General features: G+C 61.1%; 14 protein-coding genes and 1 tRNA gene. 13 read left to right on the forward strand and 2 right to left on the reverse strand.

Features of this window, described 5'->3' with window-relative positions; all coding sequences use genetic code 11:
• Nucleotides 1-33: 33 nt before the first annotated feature.
• Nucleotides 34-2316: an FAD-dependent oxidoreductase gene (locus tag ACOX7T_RS03830; RefSeq protein ID WP_433440044.1), complete on the forward strand. Its 2283-nt coding sequence runs from the start codon at nucleotides 34-36 to the stop codon at nucleotides 2314-2316.
• Between the two features lie 246 nt (nucleotides 2317-2562).
• Complete coding sequence (gene glmS / locus ACOX7T_RS03835; RefSeq protein WP_433440046.1) at nucleotides 2563-4398, forward strand: glutamine--fructose-6-phosphate transaminase (isomerizing); 1836 nt, start codon at nucleotides 2563-2565, stop codon at nucleotides 4396-4398.
• Nucleotides 4399-4469: 71 nt separating this feature from the next.
• Here the strand turns inward: glmS and ACOX7T_RS03840 are convergent, their stop codons facing one another.
• The gene (locus ACOX7T_RS03840) at nucleotides 4470-5531 is read right to left on the reverse strand and encodes a molybdopterin-guanine dinucleotide biosynthesis protein MobB (RefSeq protein WP_433440048.1); all 1062 of its coding nucleotides are present in this window, start codon (nucleotides 5529-5531) and stop codon (nucleotides 4470-4472) included.
• Nucleotides 5532-5732: 201 nt separating this feature from the next.
• Between ACOX7T_RS03840 and gluQRS the strand changes: the two genes are divergently transcribed.
• From gluQRS to ACOX7T_RS03870, 6 genes are all read left to right on the forward strand, one after another.
• On the forward strand, nucleotides 5733-6686 hold the full coding sequence (gene gluQRS / locus ACOX7T_RS03845) for a tRNA glutamyl-Q(34) synthetase GluQRS (protein WP_433440050.1): 954 nt from the start codon (nucleotides 5733-5735) through the stop codon (nucleotides 6684-6686).
• Nucleotides 6687-6812: 126 nt separating this feature from the next.
• Nucleotides 6813-7613: a cell wall hydrolase gene (locus ACOX7T_RS03850; protein WP_433440052.1), complete on the forward strand. Its 801-nt coding sequence runs from the start codon at nucleotides 6813-6815 to the stop codon at nucleotides 7611-7613.
• A 588-nt stretch (nucleotides 7614-8201) separates the two neighbouring features.
• Nucleotides 8202-9014, forward strand: coding sequence for a cell wall hydrolase (locus ACOX7T_RS03855; RefSeq protein ID WP_433440054.1), 813 nt, complete (start codon nucleotides 8202-8204; stop codon nucleotides 9012-9014).
• A gap of 159 nt (nucleotides 9015-9173) precedes the next feature.
• Nucleotides 9174-10979 carry an FtsW/RodA/SpoVE family cell cycle protein gene (locus ACOX7T_RS03860; protein WP_433440056.1) on the forward strand — a complete coding sequence of 602 codons (1806 nt, stop codon included), beginning with the start codon at nucleotides 9174-9176 and terminating at the stop codon, nucleotides 10977-10979.
• Nucleotides 10976-12346 (forward strand): penicillin-binding transpeptidase domain-containing protein, encoded by a 1371-nt coding sequence (locus tag ACOX7T_RS03865; RefSeq protein WP_433440058.1) that lies wholly within the window; start codon nucleotides 10976-10978, stop codon nucleotides 12344-12346. Before ACOX7T_RS03860 ends, ACOX7T_RS03865 begins: the two co-directional genes overlap by 4 nt.
• A 16-nt stretch (nucleotides 12347-12362) precedes the next feature.
• Nucleotides 12363-13517: a DUF362 domain-containing protein gene (locus ACOX7T_RS03870; RefSeq protein ID WP_433440060.1), complete on the forward strand. Its 1155-nt coding sequence runs from the start codon at nucleotides 12363-12365 to the stop codon at nucleotides 13515-13517.
• Between the two features lie 57 nt (nucleotides 13518-13574).
• On the opposite strand, the gene ACOX7T_RS03875 is transcribed toward ACOX7T_RS03870, so the two are convergent.
• Entirely contained in the window at nucleotides 13575-14231 is a 657-nt protein-coding gene (locus ACOX7T_RS03875; RefSeq protein WP_433440062.1) for an HAD family hydrolase, read from the reverse strand.
• 268 nt (nucleotides 14232-14499) lie between these two features.
• Here ACOX7T_RS03875 and ACOX7T_RS03880 point away from each other — a divergent pair.
• The 5 genes from ACOX7T_RS03880 (at nucleotide 14500) to ACOX7T_RS03900 (ending at nucleotide 17521) form a co-directional block, all read left to right on the forward strand.
• Nucleotides 14500-14575, forward strand: a tRNA-Ala gene (locus ACOX7T_RS03880).
• 434 nt (nucleotides 14576-15009) lie between these two features.
• Nucleotides 15010-15708 (forward strand): DUF3990 domain-containing protein, encoded by a 699-nt coding sequence (locus ACOX7T_RS03885; protein ID WP_433440064.1) that lies wholly within the window; start codon nucleotides 15010-15012, stop codon nucleotides 15706-15708.
• Entirely contained in the window at nucleotides 15674-16336 is a 663-nt protein-coding gene (locus ACOX7T_RS03890; RefSeq protein ID WP_433440066.1) for a helix-turn-helix domain-containing protein, read from the forward strand. Before ACOX7T_RS03885 ends, ACOX7T_RS03890 begins: the two co-directional genes overlap by 35 nt.
• 284 nt (nucleotides 16337-16620) lie before the next feature.
• Nucleotides 16621-17286: a DUF6442 family protein gene (locus tag ACOX7T_RS03895; RefSeq protein ID WP_277215858.1), complete on the forward strand. Its 666-nt coding sequence runs from the start codon at nucleotides 16621-16623 to the stop codon at nucleotides 17284-17286.
• Nucleotides 17287-17311: 25 nt separating this feature from the next.
• Nucleotides 17312-17521, forward strand: coding sequence for a helix-turn-helix transcriptional regulator (locus tag ACOX7T_RS03900; protein WP_006574210.1), 210 nt, complete (start codon nucleotides 17312-17314; stop codon nucleotides 17519-17521).
• The last annotated feature ends 28 nt before the right edge of the window (nucleotides 17522-17549 follow it).

A 17549-nucleotide genomic window follows, 5' to 3' on the forward strand; every position in this document is an offset into this window, starting at 1 on the left:
GCCCGGAGCGCTACACAAGGAGGTACTTTGGCTTTGAGCGAACTGAGAACGGACGCGCCCATCCAGGAGCTGTGCGACCACTTTGGCGACTGGTTTGAGGGCGGCGTGAAGAACTGTGCGGGCAACGGCGCCCGCATGACCAAGGAGCTCTACCCCTATACGTCCATCTTTTCCCCCATCCGGGTCAACCGCATGACCATCAAGAACCGGGTGGTCATGGCCCCCATGGGCAACCTGATGATGTGCGAGGAGTACGGACGGCCCAGCGAGAAGATGATCCGCTACTTTGTGGCCCGTGCCAAGGGCGGCGTGGGCCTCATTACCTCTGGCCTCATCCCCATCAGCGACAAGATTGACCCCACCGTCACCGAGATTGGCGGCAAGGTGATGATGCCCCGCATCAGCCCTGCCCGCACCCTCATGTCGGGCTGGCGGGACCTGGCCCAGCAGTGCCACGGGTACGGCAGCCGCTTCTTCATCCAGCTGACCCCCGGTCTGGGCCGTGTGGGTCCGCCCACCTGCCTGGTGCAGCAGACCAAGTTCCCCGTGTCCGCCTCCTTCAACCGGAATTTCTACATCCCCGAGCTGCCCTGTCTCCGCCTCTCCGACCGGAAGCTGAAGCGCATCATCAAGAACGCGGGCCAGGCGGCGGCGGACGCCAAGGCCTGCCTCATTGACGGCGTGTACCTCCATGGCCACGAGGGCTATCTGCTGGAGCAGATGACCAACCGGGCCTTCAACCGCCGCAAGCTGGGCAAGTACGCCGACTGGCAGCGCTTCGGTCTGGACATGGTGAAGGAGATCCGCCGCCGTGTGGGTCCCAACTACCCCATCATGTACCGCATTGACCTGTCCCTGGCCCTCAACGAGACCTACGGCGACCGGATGGACCAGGTGGCCTCCCTGAAGAAGTTCAAGAACGGCCGCAGCGTGGCCGAGACCCTGGACTACATGGAGAATCTGGTGAAGGCGGGCGTGGACCTCTTCGACGTGGACATCGGCTGCTACGACAACTGGTGGCTGCCCCATCCCCCTGCCGGTATGCCGGCGGGCTGCTTCCTGCCCGTGTCCCGCATCGTGAAGGAGCACTTTGCCAAAAAGGGCATCCGCTCCAACGCAGGCGTGGAGGTGCCCGTGGTGGCCGTGGGCAAGCTGGGCTACCCCGACGTATGCGAGCAGGCCCTGCGGGGCGGCGACTGCGACATGGTCATGCTGGGCCGTCCGCTGCTGGCCGACCCGGAGTGGTGCAACAAGGCCTATGAGGGCAGGGTGGAGGATATCTGTCCCTGCATCGGCTGCCAGGAGGGCTGCGTCAACGAGTTCGTGGAGGGCGGCCACATCCAGTGCGCCGTCAACGCCCGCACCGGCTTTGAGGACAGCCTGCCCGAGCGGGGACCCGCCCCGGAGAAGAAAAAGAAAATCGCCGTGGTGGGCGGCGGACCGGCGGGCATCATGTTTGCCGTGGAGGCCGCCAAGCGGGGCCATACCGTGGAGCTGCTGGAGAAGAGCGACAAGCTGGGCGGCCGTGTGGTGCCCGGCAGCGTGCCCGCTGTGAAATTCGACTTCAAGAACTACCTGGACTGGCTCAATGAGCAGGTGCGCCAGGCCCAGCAGCTGCCCAACTTCACCCTGCGGCTGAGCACGCCGGTGACCACCCAGTGGCTGGCGGAGCAGAAATTCGACACCATCGTCTTTGCCGTGGGCACCAGGAACGCCTGCCCGCCCATCCCGGGCCTGGACAAGGTGAAGGCTGTCCAGGCGGTGGACCTGCTGGTGAATCCCGGCCTGCTGGGAGACGCCAAAAAGGTGGTCGTGGCCGGCGGCGGCGTGGTGGGCTGCGAGACGGCTTACTGGCTGCGGTATGAGCAGGGCCGGGAGGTCAAGGTGGTGGAGATGCTGCCCAACTTCATGGAGGGCGTGTGTACCGCCAACCGGGGCCACCTGCTGCACTACATGGAGAAGGCGGGCGTGGAGCTGTACAACTGCGCCAAGGTCACCTCCTTTGAGCCGGGCAAGGTCCACATCAGCCGCAACGTGTCCAAGGGAGCGCCCAACCCCTACAACACCTGGCAGCCCCTGCTGCCTGAGAACATCCCCAACCCCCTGGCCCCCAAGCTGGGTCCCGAGACCCAGGAGGTGGCGCTGGATGCGGATCTGGTGGTGCTGGCCATGGGCGGCCGTCCCGACGACGCGGCATACTTTGAAGCTCTAGCGGCCAATGCCGCTCCGGAGATTTACAACATCGGCGACAGCTTTGCCGGCGGCCGGGTTCTGGAGGCCAACCGAGCGGCCTTCCGTCTGGCGGCAAGGGTGTAAACAAAATCATACGAAACAAGAACAGTCCCTGTCCCGCACACTGCGGGGCAGGGACTGTCTTTGCTGTGCGGGTAACAGAGAAAATGGGCACGTGCACGGAAAATTTTTTCTTGTCACAGGCGGCCCATGCCGCTATAATAAAAACGTTGTTTCATAAAAGTAGTAAAAATCGTTCAAAATGATTCATAACATGAAGCATATGGAACAAATGGGACGAAACATCCAGGTGACAGGAGGAGATCTGCCATGTGCGGTATCGTAGGATATATTGGAAGAGAAGAGGCGGCGCCCATTCTGCTGGACGGCCTGAGCCGGCTGGAATACCGGGGCTATGACTCGGCGGGCATCGCCGTGTGGGCGGAGAACGAAGGGCTCCAGGTAGCCAAGGCCAAGGGACGGCTCCAGGTGCTCTCCGACATGGTGGAGGGGGGCAAGACCATCCACGGCACCGTGGGCCTGGGCCACACCCGCTGGGCCACCCACGGCGCACCCTCCGACGTCAACTCCCACCCCCAGGTCAGCAAGAGCGGCCACATCGCTGTGGTCCACAACGGCATCATCGAGAACTACGTGGAGATTAAGGAGTTCCTCCAGTCCAAGGGGGTGGAGTTTGTCTCCCAGACCGACACCGAGGTGGTGGCCCAGCTGCTGGAGTACTACTACCGGGGCGACATTCTGGAGGCCCTGACCAAGGTGCTCCACCGCATCAACGGCGCCTACGCCCTGGGCGTCATCTGCTCCGACTGTCCCGACCGCCTCATCGCCGCCCGCAAGGACAGCCCCCTGATTCTGGGCCTGGGGGAGGGCTTCAACTTCCTGGCCAGCGACGTGACCGCCGTCATCAAGTACACCCGCGAGGTCTACTATCTGGACGACGGGGAGATCGCCGTGCTCACCGCCGACGGCATCCAGGTCTACAACCACCCCTACCTCCAGCCGGTGCACAAGGAGCAGCACCATGTGGACTGGGAAATCTCCGCCGCTGAGAAGGGCGGCTATGAGCACTTCATGTTCAAGGAGATCATGGAGCAGCCCAAGGCCTTCCGGGACACGATCTCCCCCCGGATTCAGGACGGCCGCGTGGTGCTGGAGGGTCTGAACCTGACGGCGGAGGATTTGAAGGCGCTGGACAAAATCTATGTCATCGCCTGCGGCTCCTCCTACCACGTGGGCATGGCCGCCAAGTACACCCTGGAGCGGCTGCTCCGCAAGCCGGTGGAGGTGACCCTGGCCTCTGAGTTCCGGTACTGCGACCCCATCGTCACCCCCAGAACCCTGGCCCTGGTCATCTCCCAGTCCGGCGAGACCATTGATACCCTGGCCGCCATGCGGGAGGCCCGCAGACTGGGGGCCAGACTGCTGTCCATCGTCAACGTGGTGGGCTCCACCATCGCCCGGGAGAGCGACGACGTGCTCTACACCTGGGCCGGACCGGAGATTGCCGTGGCCACCACCAAGGCCTATTCCACCCAGCTGGCGGTCATCTACCTCATCGGCCTGTGCTTCGCCGACCTGATGGGCACCATCGCTCCGGAGGAGTATACGGCAATCGTGGAGGAGCTCCAGCGCATCCCCGACAAGATGGAGGAGATTCTCTCCCACCGGGAGGACATCCAGTACTTCGCCTCCATCTACTTCAACCACCCCTCCATCTTCTTCATCGGCCGCAACATCGACTACGCCGTGGGTCTGGAGGGCTCCCTCAAGCTCAAGGAGATCTCCTACATCCACTCGGAGGCCTACGCCGCCGGTGAGCTCAAGCACGGCACCATCTCCCTCATCGAGCCGGGCACACTGGTGGTGGCCCTGGCCAGCTACGGCAAGCTCTTTGAGAAGCTGATGAGCAACGTGGTGGAGGTGAAGAGCCGCGGGGCCGACGTGCTGGGCGTGACCACCGCGTCCCTGGCGGATGAGATGGCCAAGACCGTGGACCACGCCGTCTCCGTGCCCGACACCCACCCCATGCTGCTGCCATCTCTGGACGTGGTGCCCCTCCAGCTCTTCGCCTACTATGTGGCCCTGATGCGCGGTTGCGACATCGACAAACCCCGCAACCTGGCCAAATCGGTGACAGTGGAATAAGCGTTACAAAAAAGCGGAGCCGCAGGCGCGGCTCCGCTTTTCTTATTATTATATAAGGAGAGAAGGAATCCTCAGCCGTCCTGGCGGATGGCCTCCACCGTGGCCTTCAGGCCGGGCAGCAGCCGCTCCAGACAGGGCAGAGCCTGCTCCGGTGCGCCGGGCAGGTTGACCAGCACCGTCTGCTTGCGCATGCCGGAGGTGGAGCGGTCCAGCATGGCGCCGTCGGACAGGTCGGCCAGAGTGCGGCGCAGAGCCTCGCACACGCCGGGCAGGGCCCGCTCGGTGGCGTCGGCCGTGGCCTCGGGGGTGCAGTCGTAGAGGGAGCAGCCGGTACCGCCCATGGTGACAACCAGGTCGGCCAGACGGCTGTCGGCCAGCCGGGTGAGCTCGGCGGACAGCATGGCCCGGTCACGGGGCAGCAGGGAGGTAGACACCAGCTCAAAGCCGGCCTTGGTCAGCTGCTCAGAGGCGGCGGGGGCGGTGGTGTTGGAGCTGGTACCGGCGTAGATGCTGTCGCTGACGGTGATGAGAGCGGCCCGGAGCACGCCCTGGGGGACGGAGACGGTCTTGTTGGCGGAAGAGGATTCCATGACATTCACTCCAATCTCGCGATAATAGTAGTGCAGGAGAAAATCTGCCACAGCCTGGCAGTCAAAGGGCAGCTGGGGCACATCGCAGTGGGGAAGGGACAGGTCGGTCACCAGGGCCAGCACGGTGGACAGGTCACAGGACGGCCCGTTGGAAACACCAGCGCGCACCAGCTCCAGCTTGGGCCAGAAGCTGCGGTCAAACCCCTCCATGAGGATAAGACCCGCGTCCTGAAACTGGGCAATCAGGTGCTGCTCGGTGATTCTGCGCCGCTGTACCACCATGGACAGCTCCCCGTCAAACACGCCCACGGCGCTGGCGCCCGCCTGACGGAAGGGCGTGGAGTAGCGGTCGGGGCCGGATGGGTCCAGGGGATGGCGTTCCCGCTTGATGACGGCTGTTTTGATGCCTGCCGCCGTGAGCCGGGGCAGGATGCTGCGGATGAGCCAGCTTTTGCCGCACCCCTCGGGGCCACAGACTGCCACCACCACGGGGGTTTCCCGGATGACGTCAGGTGGAGCGGGGGGACGGGGGATGGGATTCATGCGCTCCACCTCCAGAAAAAATGGACCGCCGTCTGGCGGTCCGACAGAAAAAGTATACCAGAAACCAGAGGAAATTACAACAGGGAAGCGAAGGGAGCCGGACCCTGCCGGACGTTGTCACAGGGGCGGGGATGTGGTAAAATCACTATATTATAAAGGTAGGAGACGCCGCCTCAGAGCGGCGGATGGAGAGGGAAGACCATGGAAAAGAACATCCGGGGGCGGTTTGCCCCCAGCCCCAGCGGGCGGATGCACCTGGGGAATCTGTTTTCGGCTCTGCTGGCCTGGCTGTCGGTGCGGTCGGCGGGCGGGATTCTGGTGCTGCGGATGGAGGACCTGGACCCGGACCGCTGCCGGCCGGAGTACGCGGCGCAGCTGGCGGAGGACCTGCTGTGGCTGGGTCTGGACTGGGACGAGGGCTATGAAAAGGGCGGTCCGGACGGCCCCTATCTCCAGAGCGAGCGCACGGAGCAGTACGCCGCCGCCTTTGGGCGCCTGGAGGAGATGGGGCTGGTCTACCACTGCTACTGCACCCGGGCGGAGCGGCTGGCGGCCAGCGCGCCCCACCGGTCGGACGGTCAGGCGGTATACGGCGGCCGGTGCCGGAATCTGACGGCGGAGGAGCGCTCAGCGCTGGAGCAGGCGGGACGCCATCCCGCCTGGCGGCTGAAGGTGCCCGACGAGGTGTGGACGGTGAACGACGGCCACATGGGCCCCTACGGGGAGAACCTGCTCCGGGACTGCGGGGACTTTATTATCCGCCGGTCCGACGGGGTGTACGCCTACCAGCTGGCTGTGGTGGTGGACGACGGCGCCATGGGGGTCAATCAGGTGGTGCGGGGCATGGACCTGCTCTCCTCCACCCCGCGGCAGTGCTATCTCTACCATCTGCTGGGCCTGGAGCCGCCGGAGTTCCGCCATGTGCCCCTTCTGCTGGCGGAGGATGGCCGCCGCCTGTCCAAGCGGGACCGGGACCTGGACATGGGGGCTCTGCGGGCGCATTGGACGCCGGAGGAGCTGGTGGGGCGTCTGGCTCTGCTGGCCGGGCTTCAGAGCACACCGGAGCCGGTGAGCCCTGCCGCCCTGGCGGAGCGCTTTTCCTGGGAACAGGTGTCCGGGACGGATATTGTGGTGCCCAGCGGGCTGTTTGAATAAAAAATGAAACGGCGGGAGGCGTTGGCCTCCCGCCGTTTGCGGTCTGTTTCCAGAACTTGTGCCTTGTGCCATAAGGGTAAAATCCGTTACAATTTTGGTATCATTCAGCAAAAGGAAGTGAACAGAATGCGAAAAATTGTAACCTTATTCCTGTGTCTGCTTCTGACCGCCGTCCCAGCGGGGGCAGTCAGCGTGATGGTGGACGGCGTGCCGCTGGAGAGCGACATTGACCCGGTCATTATCAACAGCACCACCTATGTGCCCCTTCGGGCGGCGGCGGAGGCCCTGCGGGAGGACGCCGTGGTGACCTGGGAGGGTCAGGCTGTGGTACGGGCGGGGGACGACCTGGAGCTGACCGCCTCTCCCGGGGCCATCTATCTGGAGGCCAACAGACGGGCGCTGTACATAGCCGACGGTGTGCAGGCGGTATATGGCCGGGTGCTGGTGCCGGTGCGAGTGCTGGCCAAGGCCATGGACGCCCGGGTGGACTGGGACGGAGGGAGCCGCACAGTGTCCCTCACCTCGGGCACCGGGGCCATCGAGGACGCCTCCTTATATTATAAGGAAGACGAGCTCTACTGGCTCTCCCGCATCATCTCCGCCGAGAGCAGGGGAGAGCCGATAACGGGCAAAATCGCGGTGGGCAACGTGGTCCTCAACCGGGCGGAGCACAAAGATTTCCCGGCCACCATCTATGGCGTTATCTTTGACAACCGCTGGGGCGGGCAGTTTGAGCCGGTCAGCAACGGCACCGTGTACCAGACCCCCACGGAGGAGAGCGTTCTGGCCGCCCGGCTGGTGCTGGACGGCGCCGACGTGGCAGGGGAGAGCCTGTATTTCCTGGCGCCCGCCCTCACCAACAACCACTGGATTATGGAGAACAAGACCTTTGTCATGCGCATCGGCGCCCACTGGTTCTACCGCTGAAGAAAAAGAGGACAAAAGACGATTTTTGTACCCAAGCGGCCCGACGGAAATTCCGTCGGGCCGCTTGTTTTTGCGTGAAAACGAGAAAATTTTTTCATTTTCTGATTTAAAATTTTTGGAAACAAGTAAGACGGAACTAACTCCCAGTTTCAAACAGGAAACTATACAAGATAAATACAAAATATAGATATTTATGGAAAATAGAAGAGGCGGAAGAGCGGGAAAAATGGGGGGTCAGGCGGAGAGGTAGGGGAGGGAAAAGGAGAAAACTGGAAATAGTGAAAACCCTTGGGGGACAAGGGATTGACCGCCCTCTGTCCCTGTCCCGGCGCTGTTGTGCAGAGGCGGGTTACAGGCCGAATAGATGGGTCAGAAACGATTGATTTCCTTTTTATAGAATAAAGTGAGAATAAATGGGTAAAATACCAGATGAACGCACTTTTCATCGTAACCATTTGTAACCGTCAAACTGCACGAAAAGTGGTCGAAACAAGCCTGCGACAAAACTTTCTCTTGCAATTCACGAGAGAAGCGGTTACAATACGGTTACAAAAAAGAACAAAACAGAAAACAGGAGTACATGTTATCATGAAGACGCGATTGCTTTCCGCAGCCATGTGTCTGGCGCTGGTGTTCACCCTTGCCAGCCAGGCTGCAGCCACGGAGACACCCAGCTTTACGTTGGATGGCACTGCCCTTCAGATGGAAGTGGCCCCTATGGTGGTGAACCGTACCACCTATGTCTGTTACTGGCCCGTCGTCAAGGCGATGTATCCCGACGCCGTGGCAACCTGGGAGAATGACCGTGCTGTGGTCCGTGCCCAGGGCCTGGAGCTGACCATCCAGATCGGCGCGCCCTATCTGGTGGCCAACGGCCGTTACCTCTACTTTGAGGGCGGCCCCCTCCTGCAGGACGGCAACATCATGGTTCCCATCCGCACCCTGGCCCAGGCCCTTGGCGCCTCGGTGACCTGGGAGAAGGCCTCCGGTTCGGTGGCCATCCAGTCGGGGACCGGCCCCATCCTCTCCGGCGACCAGTACTACAACGCCGACAGCCTCTACTGGCTGTCCCACATCATCAACGCCGAGAGCGGCAATCAGCCCCTGGAGGGCAAGATTGCGGTGGGCAATGTGGTGCTCAACCGGGTCAATAGCCCCCTCTTCCCCAATACGGTGTATGAGGTGGTGTTCCAGCGCAACCAGTTCACCCCGGTGTCCAACGGCTCCATCTACCGGGAGCCCAACGCCGAGAGCGTGATTGCCGCCAAGCTCTGCCTGGACGGCGCAAATACCGCCGGCGCCAGCCTCTACTTCGTCAACCCCTATGTCGCCCCCAACAGCTGGGCTTCCCGCAACCGGCCCTATGTGGCCACCATCGGCGCCCACGCCTTCTTCGCATAACCCCAAAGCCCGGAAGCAGCTGCTTCCGGGCTTTTTCTTTTCGCCATATCTCAATTTGCGTTCTCCCGGATTTGTGCTATAATGTTCGGAACGGAGCGGGGCAGCCGCCGCGCTCCATCTTCCATGAACCGCTGACCAGGAAAGGAGGAGGTTCCGCCTGTGAACGCAGCAAATTTTCCCCAGGCTCTGCTGGACCAGCTGACGGCCCTGCTGGCCGCCAATCCGGAGCTGGGGGCATGGTATACCGCCATTGTGCGCTTTGTGTTTCCCGTGCTGGCCCTGCTGATTCTCATCCGTACCATCCGGTCCCTGCTGACGGTGCCCCATGTGCCCGAGGTGTGGGCCTATCTCACCCTGCCCAACGGGGCCAGCGAGCCCCTGACCCACTGGGAGAACATCCTGGGCCGTGCAGGAGCGTCCGATGTGGTGCTGGGCTACCCCACCGTGTCCCGGCAGCACGCCGCCCTCATCCGGGCGGAGGACGACAGCTGGACGGTGTACGACCTGGACTCCAAGGGCGGCGTGGCCGTCAACGGCAGGGAGGTGGAGGGCCAGGCCCCCGTGGCCTACGGCGACGTGCTGTCTCTGGGGGGCGTGGAGACCGTCCTGCTGGCCGTGTCCCAGGAGGAGCTGGAGGCCCGCCGCAAGGCCCGGAAGGCCCAGCGGCCCGTGTCCCCCTGGCTGGGGCTGGTGCTGCTCACCGTCTTCCAGGTGCTCACCGCCGTGCAGCTCATTGTGGCCGAAGGGGAGGGGGCCTCTGTGGCCATCCCCACCACCTACCTGTGCCTGACCGCCGTCATGTGGGGCTACTTCATGTTCATGCGTGCCACGGGCCGGGTTGGCTTTGAGATGGAGACCATCGCCTTTTTCCTGTGTACCCTCTCCCTGGCGGTCACCGCCTCCAAGAACCCGGGCGGACTGTTCAAGCAGTTTGCCGCCATCCTGCTGGGCCTGGCCCTCTTTGTGGTGCTGGGGGTTTTTATGCGGGACCTGGAGCGGGTGAAGAAAATCCGCTGGCTCATGGCCGCCGCCGCCATCTGCCTGCTGGGAGCCACTCTGGTACTGGGCACCGGCCTCAACGGCGCGAAAAACTGGATTGTGCTGGGCGGCATGTCCTTCCAGCCCTCTGAGATTGCGAAAATCTGCTATATCTTCGCCGGAGCCGCCACCCTGGACCGGCTCTTCCGCAAGCGGAACCTGGGGCTGTTCATCGTCCTCACCGGCGCCTGCATGGGCTGCCTGGCCATCATGAGCGACTTCGGCACCGCGGCCATCTTCTTCGCCGCCTTCCTGGTCATCGCCTACCTCCGCTCCGGCGACTGGGCCACCCTGGGCCTCATCACCGCCGCCGGCGTGGGTGCAGCCGCCGTGGTGGTCACCCTGAAGCCCTACATCCTCCGCCGCTTCGCCACCTGGGGCCACGCCTGGGAGTACGCCTCCTCCGGCGGCTTCCAGCAGACCCGCACCATGTCTGCCGCCGCATCCGGGGGTCTGGTGGGCGTGGGCGCGGGAGAGGGCTGGCTCCAGCGGGTCAGCGCCGCTGAGACCGACCTGGTCTTCGGTATGCTCTGCGAGGAGTGGGGCCTCATTATCGCCGCTCTCTCGGTGGCCGCCATTGTCACCCTGGCTGTGTTCGCCGTCCGGTCCTGCCGGGCGGGCCGCTCCAGCTTCTACACCATCGCCGCCTGCGGCGCCGCCGGGCTGATGGTGGTCCAGACCTGCCTGAACGTGTTCGGCGCGGTGGACATCCTGCCCCTCACCGGCGTCACCTTCCCCTTTGTGTCGGTGGGCGGCTCGGCCATGATGGGCTCCTGGGGCCTGCTGGCCTTCCTCAAGGCCACCGACACCCGCCAGAACGCCAGCTTCGCCATCCGTCTGCCCTCCAAAAAACAGGGAAAGCGGCTGGCGGCGCCCGTCCGGCCGGAGGAAGAACCCGACTGGGAGGAAGGAGATGAGGAGGCGTGAAACGAATTGAAAAACGGGCGGGTGTGTGCCTGATTCTGGCCGCCGCCCTGGTGCTGGGTCTGTGCTTCTATGTCCTGCGCTATGCGCTCTACGGCGGCAAGTGGGTCTCTCTGGCCGCCAACCGCCACCTCTACAACAGCGCCGGACAGCTCTCAGTGGGCCGGGTGCTGGACCGGGACGGGGACGTGCTCTCCTGGGCCGACGAGAACGGCAACCGGTGCTACTACGACGGCGAGACCGTCCGTAAGGCCACCCTACATGCCGTGGGGGACGCCTCGGGCAAAATCGGCACCGGCGCTCTGGTGGCCTTTGCCGACCAGCTGTCCGGCTACAACCTGCTCACCGGCGCATACAGTCTCCAGGGCACGGGCAACGACCTGTACCTGACCCTGGACGCCCGGTACAACTACATCGCCTACAACGCCCTGAACGGACGGAAGGGGGCGGTGGGGGTGTACAACTACAAGACCGGCGAGATTCTCTGCATGGTCTCCACCCCCACCTTTGACCCGGCCTACCCGCCTGACATCCAGGAGGGGGACGAGCAGTTTGACGGCGTGTATATCAACCGCTTCCTCTCGGGCACTTTTGTGCCCGGCTCGGTGTTCAAGACGGTCACCCTGGCCGCCGCCATCGAGAACATCCCCGACCTCTTTGACCGCACCTGGACCTGTACCGGCTCCGCCCAGGTGGGGGAGGGCACCGTCACCTGTCCCTCCGCCCACGGGGACATGGACATATACGGCGCTCTGGCCTCCTCCTGCAACGGCGTGTTTGCCCAGCTGGCCGTGGAGCTGGGGCCGGAGGTGATGACCGCCTACGCTGAGAAGGCGGGGCTGACCTCCAGCTATGAGGTCAGCGGCATCTCCACCGCCAGGGGCCGCTTTGACCTGACCAGCGCCACCGTCAACGACCAGGGCTGGGCCGGTGTGGGCCAGTACAGCGACGCGGTGAACCCCTGCGCCCTGATGGTCTACATGGGAGCCGTGGCCAACGGCGGCAAGGCGGCGGTGCCCCAGCTGGTGCTCCGCACGGAGAACAGCCTGGGCTGGAGCATGCCCTACCTGAAGCACAGCACAGGCCGCCTCATTGAGACGGACACGGCGGAGCTTCTGGCCGACATGATGGCCCGCAACGTCACTGAGACCTACGGCGCCTCCCGCTTCCCCAACATGGACATTTGCGCCAAGTCGGGCACGGCGGAGGTGGGCGGCGGCAAGGCCCCCAACGCCTGGTTCACCGGCTTCCTGCGCAATGAGGATGCGCCCTACGCCTTTGTGGTGCTGGTGGAGAACGGCGGCAGCGGCGCGGATGTGGCGGGCTCTGTGGCCGCCCAGGTGCTGGACGCGCTGGTAAACGGATACTGAGCGGAGATGAACATCCATGGACAATAAAGTGTACGCGGTGCGCTGCACCGACTACGCCCAGGCGGACGAGAAGCTGGGGCTGCTGCTGGACATGATGGGCGGCATGGGCCGCTTTGCCAGGGAAGGGGAGACCCTGGCCCTGAAGGCCAACCTACTGGAGTCCATTGCCCCCGACCGGGCGGTGACCACCCACCCGTCGGTGGTGGCGGCGGTGGCGTCCCAGACGGTGAAAGCAGGGGCAAAGGCGGTTATTTTGGACAGCCCGGGCGGCGGCCACTGGCAGAACAGCCCCGCCGCCCTGGAGAAGCTCTATAACGTCACCGGCATGGCGGAGGCCGCCCGGCAGTCCGGTGCAGCCCTCAACTACGACATGAGCCGGGAGCAGCGCTCCTTCCCCCAGGGAGAGCTAGTGCGCTCCTTTGAGGTGCTGTCCGCGCCCTTTCAGGCCGACGGCATCCTCAATCTGTGCAAGCTGAAAACCCACATGTTCATGATGATGACCGGCGCGGTGAAGAACACCTTTGGTCTGATTCCCGGCCTGGCCAAGGCGGGATGCCACACCCGGTTCCAGAGCAAGGAGCAGTTCGCCCACATGCTGCTGGACCTGTGCGCGCTGGCGGCGCCCCGGCTGTCGGTGATGGACGCGGTGGTGGCCATGGAGGGGGAGGGACCGGGCGCGTCCGGTACCCCCAGACCTGTGGGGCTGCTGCTGGCGTCGGAGAATCCCCTGGCCCTGGACGTGGTAGCCGGCGCCATCATGGGCCTGAGCAAGGCCAACAATCCGCTGCTTCTGGCGGCGGAGCAGCGGGGCCTCGGCCCGGTGGACCTGGACCAGGTGGAGCTCATCGGCCTGGACAAGGCGGAGCTGCCGGTGCCCGGGTACAGGCTGCCCCCCGCGCCCAAGGGGAATATGGTGGGGCTTCCGGCGATACTCAATCCCTTCGTGGACCTGGCCCGGCGCGCCCTGTCCGCCACGCCCCGGGTGCGGGAGGCCTGTGTGGGCTGCGGCATCTGCGCCGCCTCCTGCCCGGTGAAGGCCATCACGGTCAAAAATCGCCGGGCGCGGATTGACACCGGCAAGTGCATCCGCTGCTACTGCTGCCACGAGCTGTGTCCCCACAAGGCGGTGGAGCTGCATACCGGCGCTCTGTCCCGCCTGCTGCGGGGATAATGAAAAAACGCGCGAAACCGGCATGAGCTGTCGGTTCCGCGCGTTTTGTTTTTTGGCTCAGGACTCAGCGGTGAGGGCGGCGTAGAGCCCGTCGGGGTCGGCCACAATCTCCGTGGCACCATGGGCCAGGAGAAAGTCCTCGTCCCGGAAGCCCCAGCTCACCGAGATGCAGGGCAGGCCCGCGTTGCGGGCGGTGGCGATGTCCACGTCAGAGTCGCCGATGTACACGGCCCCCTCAGCGGAGACCCCCAGCTCGGCCAGCGCCTTGAATACGGTGTCGGGGGCGGGTTTGCGCTCCACGCCCTCAGACTCGCCGATGGCCACGGGAATCAGGTCCCCGAAATAGGTCTGGCACAGGCCCTTGACGGCGCTGTCGAACTTGTTGGACACAATGGCCAGATGGAAGCCCGCCTTTCCCAGCCGATCCAGCATCTCCATGACGCCAGGGTAGGGGGCGGTCTTGTTCTCCATGTTGAGGAAGTAGTGGGCCCGGAAATCGCTGAGGCATTTGGCGGTCAGGGCCTCCGGCGTGCCGTCGGGCACAGCCCGGGCGATGAGCTTGCCCACCCCGTTGCCCACAAAGCGGCGGACCTCGTCCACGGTCCGGCCGGGCAGGCCGTTGACCGCGAGGGCGTAATTGGTACTGTCAGCCAGGTCCTGGAGGGTGTCCAGAAGGGTGCCGTCCAGGTCGAAGACCGCGGTGTGATATCTCATGTAAATCCCCCGTTCCGCCGCGCCTGCGGCACAGATAGAAATAAAATGCTCCCAGAAAAAGGAGAATGGATATATGTCGGGCTAGTATGATGACCTCCGCCGGGACATTTATTATAAGACAGACCCATTGAAAAATCAATCACGGGTCAGAGAGAGGAAGAAAAAGATTTTTTGGAATTTTTGAAATTTACGCTTGACATTTTGCGACGGCTTTGGTATTATAACATTCGTTCCGCACGGGACAAGCGCGGATGACAAGTGAATCCATGGGGGTATAGCTCAGCTGGGAGAGCGCTTGAATGGCATTCAAGAGGTCAGCGGTTCGATCCCGCTTATCTCCACCAAAAAAGTCCTGAAATCGCAAGATTTCAGGACTTTTTTCTTTGCCTGAGAGCAAATAAATCTGTGCATTATTTTCTTCGCGTTCTTCGTGTTGAATATCTGTTGAACCGAGCGCGCAATTGCTGTGCCGGTTTCATGCTCTGGCCCATATTGAATGAAGGAGGGGGCTGCAGGTTCGGACTGCATCCCCTTCCTTCGCTACTATACTTTTATCAATGGGCGTATCAGAAGACCATTCGGATGAAGATTTTGATAAAGCTTTTGGGATGTTTTCCGTCAAAGCAGATTTTTCGGAAAAGTATGAGCATTCTATTAGCATTTTGTGAGCGCGAGCCGGGTTGATTCTTTGTGATTGAAAAAGTATCGTTTCAGCGATATACTGATGTTTAATAGAAAAGTGTCGCTTTGACGATGCTCCTGTGAGGAGGGAACCGGCATGGACAAGACGATGCCGCTGTACCACGGCTCATCTTTCATCATTGAACGGCCTGAGTTTGGAAAGGGAAATCCGTTTAATGACTACGGCCTTGGTTTCTACTGCACTGAGACTTTGGAACTGGCAAAAGAGTGGGCCTGTTCCATGGGGCAGGACGGTTTTGCCAATCGGTATTCTTTCCGGACCGACGGCCTCTCCATTTTGAATCTCACGGATAGGAATTACAACATCCTGAACTGGATCGCCATCCTTCTCGTGAACCGCAAATTCAACCTAAGCATCGACGTTGCCGCCCAGGGTAAGGAGTATCTGGCCAGCAACTTCCTGCCTCCTTATGAGAACTACGATGTCATCATCGGCTATCGTGCCGACGACTCCTACTTCTCCTTTGCCTCCGCATTTCTGAACAACACCATCTCTCTGGCACAGCTTGAGCGGGCCATGTCCCTTGGAAAGCTGGGAGAACAGGTGGTCCTGAAATCGGAGCAGGCATTTTCACACTTGCACTTTGAAGAGAGCATCCCAGCGGAGCGCACCATTTACTACCCCAGGAAAGCAATCAGGGACAGTAAGACACGCGCAGCCTTTCGTGCGGAGAGCAAAACGGCTCTGGTACTGGATGCAGTATACATGATCGACATTCTCAGAGAGGAGTGGAAGAACGATGACGCCCGCCTACGAGGAAATGTACCTCAATGACGCCATGCGCGCCATGGGAGAGATGCTGGACTATGCAGTCCGTGACTGTGGGTGTGACGGAGATTCGTTTTTCACGCAGTTTCTCTCTTCCGGAGTAGCAGAACAGTTTGAGCGTGGCAACCCGAAGTTTGTGGGCGGTATGTCCGGTGTGGAGCTCGCCCTTGAGGTGTTTCGCCGGACCACCGGCCAGATACCCGATGTGGACGCAAGCGCATACGGGGAGAAGTCGCCGGAGTACTGGGCAGGGTGGAGCCTCGCCTACTACCAGTGGGAGAGTGGGATGCCGTTTCGCGAGATCGTCTCCCACGGACTGACTGTGAGCGAAGTCTGTTCCATGTATCTGCTGCACGAAGCGGACATCAGTAAGTTCGCAGAGGCAGCGGACAAGGTGATTCAGAAAAGTATCAGTGACGGAGAGACGAATCTGAAGCGTATCCGCAGAGCAAACGGCTTTTCCCAAAAACAGCTTGCGGAAGTCTCCGGTGTTGCGTTGCGGATGATCCAGCTGTATGAGCAGAGACAAAACGACATCAACAAGGCCCAGGTGTCCACCTTGAGCAGACTGGCCAGGTCGCTGAACTGCAGGATGGAAGATTTGATGGAGCCGCAGATTGTAACCGGCGGCTGAGCAGTACTCAGTGTTAATACCTGATAGCAGTTTATTTTGACGGCGTCTGCGAGGAATCGCAGGCGCTGCTTTCGTCTCTGCAATAACCCACAACGTCCTTCAGGCACACCCTGCGGCCTGAAAGGGATACCGCTCTCACCTCGCGGGAATATTTTCGCTGTAAGCTGTTCCGAGGCAGTAAGTTTGTACAGAAGATTCTGAAATACTATTGACAAGAACACTTGGCAACACTATGATAAAAGCGCAAAGTAAACTTGGCACCCGTGAGTAAGGAGATGAGTTTTATGAAAAAAGAAGATATTTTGCTAAAGGCACAACGCGAAGGCATGCTTGGCATAGATGAGGGAACGAAACAGATGAAAAACCATGGGAGATTGATTGGTCAAGTAATGTTCTGTTTCGTGTTTGTTGTCATTGCACTCCTTGCGATGATCACTGAGAACAAGATTGACTATGGAGTGCGCGCAATGTTTCTGGGATACCTTGCAGGAGAAACATTTATTGAATGGAGATTCAAAAAGAGTAAGGTGTCTTTGCTTTTATCCATTGCTGCCGGCTTTATGACGGTTTTGTCTTTAATTGAGGTTGCCTGCAGTATGTTCGGAGTAGAGCCCGGGACTGCAATGGAAGATTTATTTGTGGGGATTATTCTCTTCCTTGTTGTTCCTGTTATTTTTGCTGGCATTCAAGCTTTTGTTGTCTATAAGTGCAAGAGGCACCAGAGCAAATGGGTTCTCCCATGCTTGCTTCTGATAACGGAGATACTGCTCCTGTTGGCAACTTTCAGCGTCATCCGCCTTCCGGATACACATTTCCTGGGCTCGGGCAACGGGTGGTATAATTTCCCGGATTATGTGCAGCTGCTCCTTTGCGGAGTGCCGGTTCTATTTCTTGGAATGCCGATAGGGAGTGTTGTTGGAACAATGGCTAGAAAGAAATGCAGTACTTAACGGGCATACTGGGGGCTTAAACTCTATGGACAATGAATTGATACTTAAAAATCGTCTTAAAGAAGCCCGTGTTGAGAAAAAATTATCGCAGGCAGCATTGGCGGAAATGGTAGGTGTCTCCCGCAACACCATCAGTTCGATTGAAACAGGGCAATTTAACCCGACAGCCAAACTTGCACTCATTTTGTGCATTGCCCTTGATAAGAAGTTTGAAGAATTATTCTATTTTGATTAACGAAACATCAACCGGCCACCGGCGGGTG

It is taken from the genome of Pseudoflavonifractor sp. (assembly GCF_050943825.1).
In the GTDB taxonomy this organism is placed as follows: Bacteria; Bacillota; Clostridia; order Oscillospirales; family Oscillospiraceae; genus Pseudoflavonifractor.